Raw genomic sequence first — 15,167 nt, forward strand, 5'->3', positions numbered from 1 at the left:
GCCGCACGCGCCATCGATGCGCTCCGGCGCGGCTGGCCGATCGCGATCGACGGGCTGGTGCTGCTCGCGGTCGAGACGGCGGATGCGGATCGGTTGGCGGCGTTCGATCCGGCGGCGACGGGCGGCGTGCTGATCTCGTCGGGACGCGCGGCGACGTTGAAACTCACCAACCAACTGGCGGCGGCGGACCCGACCGAGCCGGTGCTCGTCGATCGCGCACCGTGGATCGACTTCGCCGCAGCGACCGCGCTGGCCGATCCGCAATTCGACCTGGCGACACCGCTCAAGGGGCCGTTCCACACGATCCCGATCGCCGATCCGGATGCGGCGGCGGCGGCGTTGCGACTCGCGCGGATCGCCGGGCTGCTACCGGCGTTCTTCCTCGGCATCGGTGAACCCGAGGTCGACATCACCCTCGCCGATATCGACGCGCATGAGGACGCGACCCGCCTGCAGCTCGCGGCGCGTGCGCGGCTTCCCGTCATGGGCGCGGAGGATGCCGAGATCGTGGCGTTCCGCAGCCCCGAAAGCGCGGACGAGCATATCGCGCTACTGATCGGCCAGCCCAACGGAACGCCGCCGCTGGTGCGCCTGCATAGCGAATGCCTGACGGGCGACGTGCTCGGCAGCCTCAAATGCGATTGCGGGCCGCAATTGCACGCGGCGATCCACGCGATTCGCGACAGCGGCTGGGGTATCCTGCTGTATCTGCGCCAGGAGGGCCGCGGGATCGGGCTGGTCAACAAGCTGCGCGCCTATGCGTTGCAGGACCAGGGATACGACACGGTCGATGCGAACACACGGCTCGGGTTCGCGGTCGATGCGCGCGATTTCGGCGTGGCGGCACGGATGCTCACATTGATCGGGCAGCGTGAGGTGCGGCTGCTGACCAACAATCCGGCGAAGGTGGCCGGACTCGAGGCGGCGGGCGTCACGGTGATCGAGCGGGTGCGGCATTTCCTGCCGCCGAACCCGCACAATGCGCAGTATCTCGCGACCAAGCGCGACCGCACGGGGCATCAGTTCTGACCGTGGTTTCTCCCTCCCCCGCACCCGCCCCTTCCCGGCGCCTGATCGTGGTGTTCGGTGCCGCGGTTCGCCCCGATGGCAGCCCGAGCCCGACGCTTGCCCGGCGCATCGCGTTCGCGGCGGCGGCGGCGGCGCGCTATGTCGATGCGGACCTGTTCTGCTCGGGCGCGAAGGGGACGCATGGGCCATCAGAAGCATCGGTGATGGCCGACGTGCTCGCCGAGACGGTCGATCGGTCGCGGATCCATCTCGACGAGGTCAGCGTGGACACGTTGCAGAGCGTGGTCGCGGCGACCGCGTTCGCGCGCGCGGGGCAGTATGCGCAGTGCATGATCTGCACCGATGGCTATCACCAGCCGCGCATCCGCATGCTGTTCGCGATGCTCGGCATGCCCGCGAGCGCGATCCATGTGCCGCATGGCGGGAGCCGGCGGTATCAACTCAAGATGCGCGCGCGCGAGGCGGCGGCGATCCCGTATGATCTGGTCGCAGGCGTCGGCGCGATCTGGCAGCGAAAGCAGGGCTGACCGCCCTGCTAAATTAGGAGCGAAATCGACGTGTCCAATTCTCTCCCCTCCCTGAAAGGGAGGGGTCGGGGGTGGGTCGGGTTCCGTATCACCCGCACCGTCGCGACCAGAGCCGACCTACCCACCCCCTGCCCCTCCCTTTCAGGGAGGGGAGCCGTCCGCCTTTCGGGGATAGGCCGACTGACTGTCGACCCGCTTCAACTGAGTAGGCGCGCCACGTCTTCGAAGCTTTCCGCGAGCGCATCGACGCCGATCGCCTTCAGACGCGCACCGTGCTCCGCGTTGCAATGCGATCCCGCCGACAAGCCGATGACGTAGCCGCCCGAGGCCACAGCGCCGGTCGCCCCCACGGGCGAGTCTTCGAGGATCGCCGTCCGGGCGATGTCGACGCCGAGTTGGCGCGCACCGAACAGGTACAGGTCGGGTGCGGGCTTGCCGTTCGTCACGTGTTCGCGGCCGCTGTAGAGATGGTCGCCGAACGCGTCGCGCAGGCCGATATGCTCCAGATGCCGCGCGATCCAGCTGACCGGGCTCGACGAGACGATCGCCTTGGGCAGGTCGGCGGGGAGCGACCGGACGAACGCAACCGCGCCATCGATCGCGTCGACGCCTGCCGCCATCACGCGCGCGTCCTCGGCCTCCCGCGCGGCGTAGAAGTCATCGGTGAGCGGCCGGTCGATCCAGCGCTCGACCGCGTCGATGAACTGCGGACCGGCAAGCCCCATGAAGTTCGCCATCGATTCGTCGGGAGTGGTCGGGTGGCCGGCGGCTGTGAGCCATTCGGCGATGTGGCGGTTGCCGACGGCTTCGCTGTCGATCAGCACGCCGTCGAAGTCGAACAGCAGGGCGTCGAACCGAACCGACATGCTCACGCGCCCGTCCCCCGCGCGCCGAACAACGCGCTGCCGATCCGGACATGAGTCGCGCCGATCGTCACCGCCGTCTCGAAATCGTCGGACATGCCCATGCTGAGTCCGGTCAGTCCGTGATCGCGCGCGAGCTTGGCCAGCAGCGCGAAATATGGCGCTGGTTCGATGTCCGCGGGCGGCAGGCACATCAGCCCGGCGATCGGCAGGCCGGCGGCACGCGCCTGCTCCACCAGCGCGGGCAGGTCGGTGATCGCGGATCCACCCTTTTGCGGCTCGTCGCCGATGTTGACCTGGAGGAAACAGTCCGGCCGCCGATCGCTCGTGGCCATCGCCTTCCCCAGCGCGGTGACCAGCGAAGGGCGATCGACCGCGTGGATACAGTCGAACAGCGCGACGGCCTCGGCCGCCTTGTTCGACTGGAGCTGGCCGATCAGGTGAAGTTCGACGTCGGGATACTTCTCGCGCAACGCCGGCCATTTCTCGGACGCCTCTGCCACGCGGTTCTCGCCGAACGCACGTTGGCCTTCGACCAGCAGCGGTTCGATAGCCTCGACCGGGTGCGTCTTGGACACCGCGATCAACGTCACGGCGTCCGCGCGGCGATCGGCGATCTCGGCGGCCTTGGCGATCCGGGTGCGGATGGCCTGCAATTTGGTGGTGTCGTCAGCAATCATGCGGCGCGCTATAGGCAGCGGCGTGGCGCGTCGTAACCCCATTCCCACACGCTGGCTGATGACCGACGAGCGGATGGGCGCTGCGTTGTGGCCTGCGCTCCGGCGATTGCTGCCGGGATCGGGGGTGGTGTTCCGACATTATGCAACGCCCGCGCGGGAACGGCGGGCGATGGTGCGGCGGGTCATGCGCATTGCACGTTCGCGTGGACTGGTCGTCGTGGTTGCCGGCGAGGCAATGATCGCGGCGGACGGCGTGCATGGTCGAGCGCGGACTTGTGGGATCAGGACTTGGCCTGCGCATTCACGTCGCGAGGCGTCGGCGGGGAAGCATGCCGGGGCTGATGCCCTGTTCGTGTCGCCGATCCACGTTACCCGATCACACGAGGATGCGGCCGGGATCGGTCCGGCGCGGGCCATGCGGGTAGGCCGAGGCCTTGGGATACCGGTGATCGCGCTGGGCGGTATGAACGCGTCGCGCTGGCGGCGGATCCGACGTTTTGGCTTCCACGGCTGGGCCGCGATCGATGCCTGGCTGCCTAGATTGCGCCGTCATCCTGACGAAAGTCGGGATGCAGTGCTATCAGACGCGGCGATCAGTAACTCGGGATCTTGATTTTCGTCGGGATGACGGGGGATTCGAACATCGCTCCGTCGAATGCTCAGAAGCGGAAGGCGGTACCCAGATACACGGCCTGGCTGTCGCGGCGATCGTCGTCGACCTTCACGAAGCGCTCGCGGTCCGAACGGTACCGCACGCCGGCCGTCACGGCGAGGCTGCGGGTCAACGCGTAGGAACCGCCGACGTCTACCGAATAGCTCGGTGCCTCCTCGACGAGGTGCGGTGCGTTGGCGAGCGGGCGATCAGCCACGGCCTTCACGGTGCCGCTGAACCGCTTGGCGCTGTAGCTTACCGCCAGGTCGGCCGCTTCGCGACCACCTGGCATGGCGCCGAGATCGAGCTTGTTCACGTCGCCCGAAACCGCGAATCGCTTCCAGCCGACCGACATGCCGAGATTGTAGGCGATCGGCGCGATGCCCACGGTCGGCATGGTCGATGCCAGGCTGGCGGTGTTGGCGATGCCGCGATTGGTCTGCGCGCGGACCGCAACGGTCACGGCGCGATTGTCCTGCCGCGTTTCCGCAGGCGTGAAACGGAAGCTGCCGGCGTCGAAACCACCGCGCGCGAACATCGCAGCAAGGCGGGGATCGGCGGCGGCCGGCGTGAACGCGCCGATGCCACGGGCGGCAACGGTGTTATGCTTTGCGATACGGGCGACCTGTTCGCTGGCGCCGAAGGCGGGCGCGACGATTGCGGCGGTAGCGACAAGCGCCCCGGCAACCACCCCGAATATTCCCCCACGCGTCATCACAACGAATCTATCCTTCGAGTCCAGCAATCGGACCCTGGTGAAACTGCGTCTATCATGAATTGATCCACCGCAAAGGCCGCAGACCCGACCGATTGCCCTCTTCGGGGTGGAATTGTCAGACAGTGTTGCAATCAGCACACATATCGCTGCGATAGCGCTACCGGATCGGCCGTATCCGACTCCCGAGGGACCACCTCTCTCGTACGGCCTACGCATGCGGGCGTCTGCTTGCGGGGGCGCGGGCTCGCCTGTAGAGCAAGGGCTGATTTTCTTGCCAGGATGATGCCCATGTTCCGCCGCTCGCGTATCGCAGTCGTGCTGTTTGCCCTGCCCCTCGTCGCCTGCGGCGGCGGTTCGGCACGTCCCAAGGCGGATCTCGCCGCATCGAAGATCACGACGATCGGCGTGAACAGCTATCTGTGGCGCGCGAGCCTCGACACGCTGGGCTTCATGCCGCTGCTCCAGACCGACTCGAATGGCGGCGTGATCGTCACCGACTGGTACATCAACCCGCAGACGCCGACCGAGCGTATGAAGGTGACGGTGTCGATCCTCGATCAGGATCTGCGCGCCGATGCGCTGCGCGTGGCCGCGCTCCGCGAAGTCAATCGCAACGGTCAGTGGGTGTCGTCGCCGGTGCAGGCCGCGACCACGCAGAAGCTCGAGGATATCATCCTGACCAAGGCCCGCGACCTGCGCCGCGCCTCGATCGCGGGCTGAGGACGACATAATGGCGTCGCGTTTCAATGCGTTGAAGGCGGACGCGGCGTGGCAGAAGGTCTGGGACGAGCGCAAGACGTTCGCCGCCGACGACCTGTCGACCAAGCCGCGCTCGTACGTGCTCGAGATGTTCCCCTATCCGTCGGGGCGCATCCATATGGGGCATGTCCGGAACTACACGATGGGCGACGTGCTCGCGCGGTTTCGTCGGATGAAGGGCATGGAAGTGCTTCATCCGATGGGCTGGGACGCGTTCGGCATGCCCGCCGAAAACGCGGCGATGGAAAAGGGCGTGCATCCGGGCAGCTGGACGCGCGCCAACATCGCGACGATGAAGGCGCAGCTGAAGCGCCTCGGTTTCGCGCTCGACTGGACGCGCGAGCTGGCGACGTGCGAGCCTGAATATTACGGCCACGAGCAGGCGCTGTTCCTCGACCTGTTCGCGGCGGGACTCGTGTACCGCAAGGAATCGGCAGTAAACTGGGACCCGGTCGACATGACCGTGCTTGCCAACGAACAGGTGATCGATGGTCGCGGCTGGCGCTCCGGCGCGCTGGTCGAGCGGCGGAAACTGTCGCAGTGGTTTCTGAAGATCACCGACTTCGCCGACGAGCTGGTCGACGGCCTCGGCGCGCTCGAGCATTGGCCGGACAGGGTCAAGCTGATGCAGGAAAACTGGATCGGCCGCAGCCAGGGCCTGCAGTTCAAGTTCGCGCTGACTTCCCCCCTCCCTGGAAGGGAGGGGCCGGGGGTGGGTCGGCCCGAGGCGGACGCAGCAGTCCTACGAGAGCAACCCACCCCTAACCCCTCCCTTTCAGGGATGGGAATCGAGTCGGTCGAGGTCTTCACCACCCGCCCCGACACGATGTTCGGCTCCAGCTTCGTCGCGGTCGCCGCCGATCACCCGATCGCGCGCGCCATCGCCGAGACGAACCCCGACGCCGCAGCCTTCATCGAACTCTGCAAGCGTGGCGGCACCACCGCGGCGGAACTCGACACGCAGGAAAAGCTCGGCTTCGACACCGGTCTGCGTGCGGTGCATCCGCTTGATAAGGCTTGGCACCTTCCCGTCTACATCGCGAACTTCGTGCTGATGGAATACGGCACCGGCGCGGTGTTCGGCGTGCCAGCCCACGACCAGCGCGATCTCGATTTCGCGCGCAAATACGACCTGCCCGTCAAGCGCGTCGTCAGCGAAGGCGATGACGAGGCCCCCGTGTTCGTCGGCGACACCGCCTGGACCGGCGCCGGCAATCTGGTGAACTCGCACTTCCTCGATGGGCTAGACATCGAGGACGCCAAGCGCACCGTGATCGAGCGCGCCGAGGGCGAAGGCTGGGGCAAGGGTACGACCGTGTTCCGCCTGCGCGACTGGGGCGTCAGCCGCCAGCGTTACTGGGGCACGCCGATCCCGATCATCCATTGCGACGCGTGCGGTGCAGTGCCGGTGCCCAAGGACCAGCTGCCGATCGTGCTGCCCGAGGACGTGTCGTTCGACATCCCCGGCAACCCGCTCGATCGTCATCCGACCTGGAAGCACGTCCCTTGCCCGTCCTGCGGCGGTGATGCGCGACGCGAGACCGATACGCTCGACACGTTCGTCGATTCGTCGTGGTATTTCATCCGCTTCGCCAGCCAGCCGGACGCCAAGCCGTTCGACCGGACCGGCGCGGAGAAGTGGCTGCCGGTCAACCAGTATATCGGCGGCGTCGAGCATGCGATCCTGCACCTGCTCTACGCGCGGTTCTGGACCCGCGCGCTGAAGCATATCGGCATGCTCGACATTGCCGAGCCGTTCGCCGGGCTGTTCACGCAAGGCATGGTCACGCACGAGACGTATAGCCGAGGCGACGCCGGCGACGCGCAGCCGGAGGCCGACACCGACGACGACGATTCAAGCGACGCGCCGGTGAAGACGAAGTGGCTGTCTCCGGATGAGGTCCGCAAGACCGATACAGGGTATATCGAGATCGCAACCGGAGGCCCCGTGACGGTCGGTCGCGTGACGAAAATGTCGAAGTCGAAGAAGAACACCGTCGATCCCGAGCCGATCGTCGACCAGTACGGCGCCGACGCGGTGCGCTGGTTCGTGCTCTCCGACTCGCCGCCCGAACGCGATCTCCCCTGGAGTGAATCCGGCATCGAAGGCGCGTGGCGGTTCGTCCAGCGTCTCTGGCGCCTGATCGAGTCCGATGACGCAGCAAAGGCCGAGGGCAAAGACATCGGCTTACGCAAACTCTGTCACCGCACCACCGTAGGTATCGAGAACGATATCAACGCCTTGCAGTTCAACAAGGCGGTCGCGCGGCTCTACTCACTGTGCAGCGCGATCGAAAAGGCAGCGCCCTCCGCGGATCGCGAACAGGCGGTTCGCACGTTGCTGCTGCTCGTCAGCCCGATGGTCCCGCACGTCGCCGAGGAAGCCTGGGCGACCGCCGGAAACGACGGCCTGATTGCCGATGCCGCCTGGCCGATCGTCGATCCGGCGATGCTGGTCGACGACGAGGTCACGATCGCGGTGCAGGTCAACGGCAAGCTGCGCGACACGCTCGTCTTCCCCAAGGGCGCGCCTAAGGACGAGGTCGAAGCCGCCGCGCTCGCCTCCGAGAAGATCGTCCGCCTGCTCGAGGGCAAGCCGCCCCGGAAAGTGATCGTCGTGCCCGACCGTCTCGTGAACATCGTCGCATGAAGCGCCTTGCGATCCTCAGCGCGTTGGCGCTGGCCCCCGCGCTGTCCGGCTGCGGCCTGCACCCGCTCTATGCGGGCGGCAGCAGCGGACCGGTCGCGGGCGCGCTCGGACAGGTCGAGATCGCGCCGATCGCGGGCAAGAACGGCTGGCTGATGGCCACCGCTCTGCGCGATCGCCTGCCGTCGAACGGCGCGCCCGCGCTCTACCGGATCGATATCCGCCTCGACGACCAGATCAGCGGCCTCGGCGTCCGCACCGATGACAGCGTCTCGCGCGAACGCCGGACGCTGCGCGCGCGCTATCAGCTCGTGCGGATCGGCGACAATTCGGTGTTGCTCGACGCGACTGCGGGCTCCGACGCCGGCATTGACGTCGTCCGCTCGGAATATGCGACGATCGCCGCCGAGAACACCGCGCTCGAACGCCTGTCGCAGATCGTCGCCGACCAGATCGTCGCCCGCGTTGCGCTGTATGCGCGCAACACGCCCGCGGTCGCAGCGGCGCAGGCGACTACGCCCGCCAAGTGAAGGCCAGCGCCGGCCAGATCCGCGGTGCGCTGGCCAAGCCGGGCGGCGACATCCGCCTGTACCTGCTCCACGGCCCCGACGAGGCAGGCGCAAGCGACCTCGCCCGCGTCCTCGCCAAGGCGATGGGCGCGGATGCCGAGCGTGTCGATCTCGACGGCTCGACACTCAAGAGCGACCCCGGCCGGCTGACCGACGAAGCCGCCTCGCTATCGTTGTTCGCCGGCGCAAGGTTCGTCCGCGTCGCGTCGGCCGGCGAGGAAAGCCTCGAAGCGTTCACCAACCTCCTGGCGGCCGAGCGCGTCGGCAACCCGGTCGTCGCGATCGCCCCGACCGTCAAATCCACCGCCAAGATCGTCAAGCTCGCGATCGACTCGCCGCGCGCAATGGCGTTCGCCTGCTACGCCCCGACCGCGCAGGACGCCGAACGCCTCGCAACGACGATCGCGAGCGAGAACGGCCTGCGCCCCGCCCCCGGCGTCGCCCGCCGCCTGGTCGATACGACCGGGGGCGACCGCGCCGTCATTTCGCAAGAGATCGAGAAGCTCGCTTTGTACCTCGACGCCGCACCCGATCGCCCCGCGGACCTCGATCATCACGCGCTCGATGCGGTCGGCGCAGACCTCGGCGATGCGGAAATGAGCCGCGCGATCGACGCCGTCATCGAAGGCCGGGTCGATGATCTCGGTGCCGAACTCGCGGTGCTCGAAGAGGCCGGCACCTCGCCGATCCCGTGGCTCCGCCAACTTGTCCGCCGGCTGATTGCGCTCGCCGACATGCGCGGCGAGATCGACCGGGGCGAAGCGGTTGACGCAGTGATGAAACGCCACCGGGTGTTCTTCAAGGAAGAAGCCAGCACCGCGCGGTCGCTCCGCCGCTGGACCCCGACTATGCTTGCAACCGCGATCCAGCGCGTGCGGACGGCCGAGCGTGCGATCATGGCGTCCGGGAATGCTGGCGGCGTGGTGGCAGAAGCGGCGGTGGTGGCGCTATCCCAGGCGATCGCACGGCGAAACTGACTCCTGGCAACGCGCTTAATCTCGCCGTTGTCCTTCTTCCAACACCACCCCTCGTCATCCCGGCGGAAGCCGGGACCCATGGTTGCGGTCCGCCTCATGAGAGAGCACGCCCTGTCCATGGGTCCCGGCGTGCGCCGGGATGACGGAGGGTGTGAGCGGTCCCCCTCTTAAGTTCTCCCTTCACCCGTTAGTCCTGAGCGAAGTCGAAGGATGGTCCCGCGCGCAGGTGCTTCGACTTCGCTCAGCACGAACGGGCGGGGCAATTGGGGCAAGTGCCCTGCGATCTAGATCGCCCCACCCGTAAGCCGCTGGCAGACCATATCGAGCTGGTCCAACGTCGAGTAATTCAACGTCAACGTGCCCCCCGTCTCGGTATGCGCAACGCGGACCTGCAACCCGAGCAGATCCGCCAACTGCCGCTCCAGCGCTGCGATATCCGCATCCGGCACCCGAGGTTGCGATGACCCACCGCCACTACGGTTCCGCCCAGGCTTGGCATCGCGCGCCAGCTTCTCCGTCTCGCGTACCGACAGCCCGCGCGACACGACCTGATCGGCCAGCGATTCCACGTCGGGCGATCCCAGCAAAGCCCGCGCATGGCCCATCGACAGCGATCCATCGACCACCTGCGACTGCACCTGTGCCGGTAGCTCCAGCAACCGCAGCAGGTTCGCGACATGACTGCGTGACTTGTGGACGATCTTGGCGAGGACCTCCTGCGTATGACCATATTCGCCCGCCAGACGCTGATACGCCTGCGCTTCCTCGATTGCGTTGAGGTCCTCGCGCTGAATGTTCTCGATCAGCGCGATCTCGAGCGTCTCGGCATCGTCGAAGTCGCGGACGACGACCGGTACCTCGTGCAGCCGCGCACGCTGCGCCGCCCGCCAGCGCCGCTCGCCCGCCACGATCTGATAGTCGTGGCCATGCGGCCGAACGACGATCGGCTGGATCAATCCGCGCGAGGCGATCGACGCCGCGAGTTCGTCGAGCATCGCCTCGTCGAAATGGCGTCGCGGCTGATCGGGATGCGGGGACAGCGAACTGACCGGCAGCATCCGCACGCCCGACGACTGCTGCGCCTTGCCCTCTGCCGATACCGGGGTCTCGCGCGCCATCTCGCCGAGCAGCGCGTTGAGCCCCCTGCCCAGCCCCGGACGACCGCGTTTGTTACCGTCGCTCATGCCGCTGCCTGCGCGGTCGCGGGGAGCCGGCCGATAAGTTCGCGGGCGAGCGCGATATACGCCTGCGACCCCGAACACCGGTGATCGTAGATCAACGCGGGCAGACCGTGGCTCGGTGCCTCGGACAGCCGCACGTTGCGCGGGATCACGGTCTCGAACACCACTTTCCCCAGCACGGCGCGAACGTCGGCCGAGACCTGGTCCGTCAGACGGTTGCGCCGGTCGAACATCGTCAGCGCCACGCCGAGGATCGACAGGCCAGGATTGAAGCGCTGGCGGATGCGCTCGACCGTGCTGAGCAATTGCGACAGCCCTTCGAGCGCGAAAAACTCGCATTGCAGCGGCACGAGCAACGAGTCGGCGGCCACCATCGCATTGATGGTCAGAAGCCCGAGCGACGGTGGGCAATCGATCAGCGCGATATCCCACGGTCCGCGTGCGACCTTCATCGCGCGATCGAGGCGGTGCGTACGCGCGTCGAAATCGACCAGCTCGATTTCCGCACCCGACAGGTCCACCGTCGCCGGCACGATATCGAGCCGCGGCACGCGGGTGTGGACGACCGCATCGTCGATCGACGTCTCGCCGATCAGCACGTCGTAACTCGACCGCTCGCGCTGCGAATGGCCGATGCCAAGCCCGGTCGAGGCGTTGCCCTGCGGATCGAGATCGACCAGCAGCACGCGCATGCCTGTGGCGGCCAGCGCGGTCGCGAGGTTGATGGCACTGGTGGTCTTGCCCACCCCGCCCTTCTGATTGGCGACCGCGATGGTGATCATCGCGCGCTTACCCGATCCAGAACCACGATCGACGACTCCGGGTTCGTGACGCTTTGTTCCACGTGGAACATAAACCGCCAATTCTGCTTGAGCGCGGCCAACTCTTCCTCATCGAAACGCCCCCGAGGAAGAAGCCACCGCGTCTGCGTTGTGGCGCAGTGCGCGGCACCACGCAAAAGGTTTTGCAGCGATGCGACCGCGCGCGCGGAAATGATCGCCGCGTCCGCCGTCGCGTTCTCGACTTTCGAAGCATGGACGCGGACCTGATCACCCAGCCCCAGACGCGCGACGCAGAGCTGGAGAAAGTCGGCACGGCGTCGGCGCGGCTCGACTAGGTCGACCGGACCCTCCCGAACCAGCGCGACAACCATGCCGGGAAAACCTCCGCCGGTACCGATATCGAGCCAGCGCTTCGCAGATGTGTCCGCCCCTGCGAGGGCCACGAGTTGAAGCGAATCCACCACGTGCCGGTCCCAGATCGTCGGGATCGTCGAGGGGGCGATCAGGTTCTGATGCGGTGCCTCCTCGACGACCATCGCGACGAACGCAGCAACTCGTTCGGTAACCTCGATGCCGAACCGGTCGGTGACCCAGGCCTGTGCGTCGTCTTCGGTCATGCTGGCACTCGTTTCGTATGCAATAACACCGCCGACAATGCCGCCGGCGTAATCCCCCGCACCCGCGCCGCCGCTGCGAGCGAGGTCGGACGCGCGCTGCTCAAGCGATCAACCATCTCGTTCGACAGCCCCGGCACGCGGTCATAGGCGAAGTCCTCCGGCAAGCGAATCGCCTCGTCGGTCCGCAGCCGCGCGACCTCTTGCGCCTGCCGCTCGATATAAGGAGCGTAGCGCGCGTCCTCTAACACTTCGTCAACGACCGCCGCCGGGATTCCCGCCGCTGCGTCCGGCGCGACATGCGCGAGCCTGACACCCTCGAACCGAAGCCAATCGAACGCCGTCCGCCTTGCGCCGTCACGACCGATTGCGACGCCCTGATCGGCGACGTGGGTAGCAGTCCGCTCGCAGTCGAGTGCCGATCGGAAGCGCGCGCGATGTTCCGCCAAAGCATGCTGGTGGGCCAGACGATCCGGTCCGAGGCACCCGGCCGCTTCAGCTACGCCGCCCAGTCGAGTCTCGGCATTGTCCGCTCGCAGCGACAGGCGGAACTCGGCCCGCGCGGTCAGCATCCTATACGGCTCGGTCACGCCCTGCAGTGTGAGGTCGTCGATCATCACGCCGAGGTAGCTGGAGGCGCGGTCGAGAATCACCGGCGCTAGATCACACGCATGGGCCGCGGCGTTGAGGCCGGCGACGAGTCCCTGCCCTGCCGCTTCCTCATAGCCGGTCGTGCCGTTGATCTGGCCTGCGCAGAACACGCCTTCGATGGCACCGAGCGCCAGCCGCGTGTCGAGTGCGCGCGGATCGATATAGTCATACTCGACCGCATAGCCTGGCATCGTCATCGTCACGCGTTCGAGGCCGGGGATACTGGCGAGCATCTCGGCCTGGACCTCGACCGGGAGCGAGGTGGACAAGCCGTTGGGATAGACCGTCGCGTCGTCCAATCCCTCGGGTTCGAGAAACACCTGATGCCCGTCGCGATCGCCGAAGCGGTGGACCTTGTCCTCGATCGACGGACAATAGCGCGGGCCCGCCGCCTCGATCGCGCCGGTGAACAAGGGCGATCGGTGGAAGGCCTCGCGAATGAGGGCGTGCGTGCGATCGGTCGTCCGGGTGATGGCGCAGGCGATCTGGGGAAGCGGTCGGCCCTTCGTCATCGGCGACATCGTCCAGGGATCGAGGTCGGACGGCTGTTCGGCAAGGACGCCCCAGTCGATGGTCCGACCGTCGAGGCGAGGCGGCGTCCCCGTCTTCAGCCGGGCCATCGGCAAGTCGCGGGCGCGCAACTGATCGGCCAACGGCTTGGCCGCACGCTCGCCGATCCTGCCGCCTTCCTCGCGATCGTCGCCGCGGAAGATGCGGCCACCGAGGAACGTGCCCGTCGCGAGCACGACCGCTCGCGCCGCGATGATCGAGCCGTCGGCAAGCACGACGCCGGCCACGCGATCCCCGTCGAGATGCAGCGCGGTCGCCTCGCCTTCGACGATCGCGAGCCCTTCGGTCAGCCCCAGCATCGTCCGGATCGCACCCGAATAGAGACGGCGGTCCGCCTGAATGCGGGGCCCCTGTACCGCCGAGCCCTTGCTGCGATTGAGCATGCGATAGTGGATCGCCGCCGCATCGGCAGCGCGACCGATCAGCCCGTCGAACGCATCAACCTCGCGAACCATGTGACCTTTTCCAAGCCCACCGATCGCCGGATTGCATGACATCGCGCCGATATGCGCGGCGTCGAACGACACGAGCGCCGTGCGCGCGCCCCTGCGCGCCGCCGCGGCTGCGGCTTCGGTCCCGGCATGGCCACCGCCAACCACCACTACATCGAACATGTCATCGCCCTAGAGTGACGCAACGGGTGCGTCAAAGATGTTCCACGTGGAACATCACTTACCGATGCAGAAACGTCCGAACAGGGCGTCGAGCATGGTGCCGGTCGCATCAAGGCCCAAAACGGTGGCAAGGATCGCCCGGGCCTGGCGCAAATGCTCGGCGACGATCAACGCATCCGAACTCCGGTATCGCAGCGCATCGGCCGCCATCCCGCACTGACGCCGTTGATGCTGCTTGAGGGCGATGCCATCGCTGCGGGGAAGCATCGTCGTCGCCCGCTGGTGCAATGCCGCCCAGAGCCGGTCAAGCGAACTGCGATCGGTTTGCGCTATCGCAAGCGCACGCCCGGCGGGAGTATCCCCCCGCCCCGCCAGGTCCGCCCGCGCGTGTATCCAGATTGCGTCGGCGCGGGGCGGTGGCGCGTCCGCCAGCCATAGGACGATGTCCGCCGCGGCGAGCGCAACCTCGGCGCGAGTCACGCCGATGGCCTCGACCGGGTCCAGCGTATCGATCAGGCCGGCGGTATCCGTCAGCACATAGGCGATGCCGTCCCGGATAACCGGCACCTCGATCCGATCGCGCGTGGTACCGGAAATCGGCGACACGATCGCCGCATCGCGCTCGCCGAGCAGGTTGAGCAGCGTCGACTTGCCGCTGTTGGGCGGACCGCCGATAACGACGCGCAAGCCGTCCTTCAGGCGCTCGACCGGCGGGGCATCGACCACCGCTTCGATCTCAACGGCGAGCGCATCGATCTCCGCGACGATCGCGTCGAACGCGGCGGTATCGCTCGCCACGTCGTCCTCGTCCGCGAAGTCGAGCAACGCCTCGATACGCGCGGACAGCATCGCGACGGAATCCATCCACGCGCGCACCGCTTGGCTGACGCGCCCTTCGGCGGCCGTCATCGCCGCGACGCGCTGCCCTTCGGTTTCGGCCTCGAGCAGGTCGGCGAGACCCTCCGCCTCGGTCAGGTCGATGCGGCCGTTGGTCAGCGCGCGGCGCGTAAACTCACCGGGTTCGGCATGACGAAGACCGGATAACACGGACAGTGCGCGTTCGACGGCGGCAATCACCGCACGACCGCCGTGGCAGTGAAGCTCGACCAGATCCTCGCCCGTTGCGGTCCCGGGGCCGGGGAAGACGATCACGAGCGCGCGGTCGAGCAACCCGCCATCAGCGTCGCGCAGTCCGCGGAGACTTGCATGACGGGCTTCAGGCAACCGCCCCGCCAGAGCCTCGGCGGCGGCGAACGCCTGCGGTCCGCTTATCCGGACGACGGCGATCGCCGCGGGCGGGCGCCCGCTCGATACCGCGAAGATCGTTTCCACGT

General features: G+C 67.2%; 15 protein-coding genes. 7 read left to right on the forward strand and 8 right to left on the reverse strand.

The features are described 5' to 3' along the window. The first annotated feature begins 12 nt into the window (after window positions 1–12). On the forward strand, window positions 13–1,029 hold the full coding sequence (gene ribA / locus U1707_RS10625; protein WP_332800479.1) for a GTP cyclohydrolase II: 1,017 nt from the start codon (window positions 13–15) through the stop codon (window positions 1,027–1,029). 47 nt (window positions 1,030–1,076) lie between these two features. Then, the gene (locus U1707_RS10630; RefSeq protein WP_332800053.1) at window positions 1,077–1,556 is read left to right on the forward strand and encodes a YdcF family protein; all 480 of its coding nucleotides are present in this window, start codon (window positions 1,077–1,079) and stop codon (window positions 1,554–1,556) included. Window positions 1,557–1,753: 197 nt separating this feature from the next. Here the strand turns inward: U1707_RS10630 and U1707_RS10635 are convergent, their stop codons facing one another. Beyond that, window positions 1,754–2,422, reverse strand: coding sequence for an HAD family hydrolase (locus U1707_RS10635; protein ID WP_332800480.1), 669 nt, complete (start codon window positions 2,420–2,422; stop codon window positions 1,754–1,756). A 2-nt stretch (window positions 2,423–2,424) separates the two neighbouring features. Beyond that, the gene (locus tag U1707_RS10640) at window positions 2,425–3,099 is read right to left on the reverse strand and encodes a YggS family pyridoxal phosphate-dependent enzyme (protein ID WP_332800054.1); all 675 of its coding nucleotides are present in this window, start codon (window positions 3,097–3,099) and stop codon (window positions 2,425–2,427) included. Window positions 3,100–3,121: 22 nt separating this feature from the next. Here U1707_RS10640 and U1707_RS10645 point away from each other — a divergent pair, with 22 nt between their 5' ends. Then, window positions 3,122–3,712 (forward strand): thiamine phosphate synthase, encoded by a 591-nt coding sequence (locus U1707_RS10645; RefSeq protein WP_332800055.1) that lies wholly within the window; start codon window positions 3,122–3,124, stop codon window positions 3,710–3,712. Between the two features lie 46 nt (window positions 3,713–3,758). On the opposite strand, the gene U1707_RS10650 is transcribed toward U1707_RS10645, so the two are convergent. Beyond that, window positions 3,759–4,466, reverse strand: a complete 708-nt coding sequence (locus U1707_RS10650; protein WP_332800056.1) for a hypothetical protein — start codon at window positions 4,464–4,466, stop codon at window positions 3,759–3,761. 291 nt (window positions 4,467–4,757) lie between these two features. On the opposite strand from U1707_RS10650, the gene U1707_RS10655 reads away from it, so the two are divergent. The 4 genes from U1707_RS10655 to holA are packed head-to-tail and all read left to right on the forward strand — an operon-like array spanning window position 4,758 to window position 9,421. Next, window positions 4,758–5,189: a DUF3576 domain-containing protein gene (locus U1707_RS10655; RefSeq protein WP_056053843.1), complete on the forward strand. Its 432-nt coding sequence runs from the start codon at window positions 4,758–4,760 to the stop codon at window positions 5,187–5,189. Between the two features lie 10 nt (window positions 5,190–5,199). Next, window positions 5,200–7,878: a leucine--tRNA ligase gene (gene leuS / locus U1707_RS10660; protein ID WP_332800057.1), complete on the forward strand. Its 2,679-nt coding sequence runs from the start codon at window positions 5,200–5,202 to the stop codon at window positions 7,876–7,878. Beyond that, window positions 7,875–8,405 carry an LPS assembly lipoprotein LptE gene (gene lptE / locus U1707_RS10665; protein WP_332800058.1) on the forward strand — a complete coding sequence of 177 codons (531 nt, stop codon included), beginning with the start codon at window positions 7,875–7,877 and terminating at the stop codon, window positions 8,403–8,405. Before leuS ends, lptE begins: the two co-directional genes overlap by 4 nt. Then, a complete protein-coding gene (holA, locus tag U1707_RS10670; protein WP_332800059.1) occupies window positions 8,402–9,421 on the forward strand; it encodes a DNA polymerase III subunit delta in 1,020 nt (339 codons plus the stop codon). Before lptE ends, holA begins: the two co-directional genes overlap by 4 nt. 284 nt (window positions 9,422–9,705) lie before the next feature. On the opposite strand, the gene U1707_RS10675 is transcribed toward holA, so the two are convergent. Genes U1707_RS10675 through mnmE form a run of 5 tightly spaced genes read right to left on the reverse strand, consistent with a single transcriptional unit; the run spans window position 9,706 to window position 15,165 of the window. Next, a complete protein-coding gene (locus U1707_RS10675) occupies window positions 9,706–10,605 on the reverse strand; it encodes a ParB/RepB/Spo0J family partition protein (RefSeq protein WP_332800060.1) in 900 nt (299 codons plus the stop codon). Next, complete coding sequence (locus tag U1707_RS10680) at window positions 10,602–11,384, reverse strand: ParA family protein (protein ID WP_332800061.1); 783 nt, start codon at window positions 11,382–11,384, stop codon at window positions 10,602–10,604. The genes U1707_RS10675 and U1707_RS10680 overlap by 4 nt, the downstream gene beginning before the upstream one ends. Then, window positions 11,381–12,001, reverse strand: a complete 621-nt coding sequence (rsmG, locus tag U1707_RS10685) for a 16S rRNA (guanine(527)-N(7))-methyltransferase RsmG (RefSeq protein ID WP_332800062.1) — start codon at window positions 11,999–12,001, stop codon at window positions 11,381–11,383. The genes U1707_RS10680 and rsmG overlap by 4 nt, the downstream gene beginning before the upstream one ends. Then, the gene (gene mnmG, locus U1707_RS10690) at window positions 11,998–13,833 is read right to left on the reverse strand and encodes a tRNA uridine-5-carboxymethylaminomethyl(34) synthesis enzyme MnmG (RefSeq protein WP_332800063.1); all 1,836 of its coding nucleotides are present in this window, start codon (window positions 13,831–13,833) and stop codon (window positions 11,998–12,000) included. The genes rsmG and mnmG overlap by 4 nt, the downstream gene beginning before the upstream one ends. A gap of 54 nt (window positions 13,834–13,887) precedes the next feature. Beyond that, window positions 13,888–15,165 carry a tRNA uridine-5-carboxymethylaminomethyl(34) synthesis GTPase MnmE gene (mnmE, locus tag U1707_RS10695; protein ID WP_332800064.1) on the reverse strand — a complete coding sequence of 426 codons (1,278 nt, stop codon included), beginning with the start codon at window positions 15,163–15,165 and terminating at the stop codon, window positions 13,888–13,890. Window positions 15,166–15,167 lie beyond the last annotated feature (2 nt).

The sequence above is a fragment of the Sphingomonas sandaracina genome (assembly GCF_036663695.1).
In the GTDB taxonomy this organism is placed as follows: Bacteria; Pseudomonadota; Alphaproteobacteria; order Sphingomonadales; family Sphingomonadaceae; genus Sphingomonas.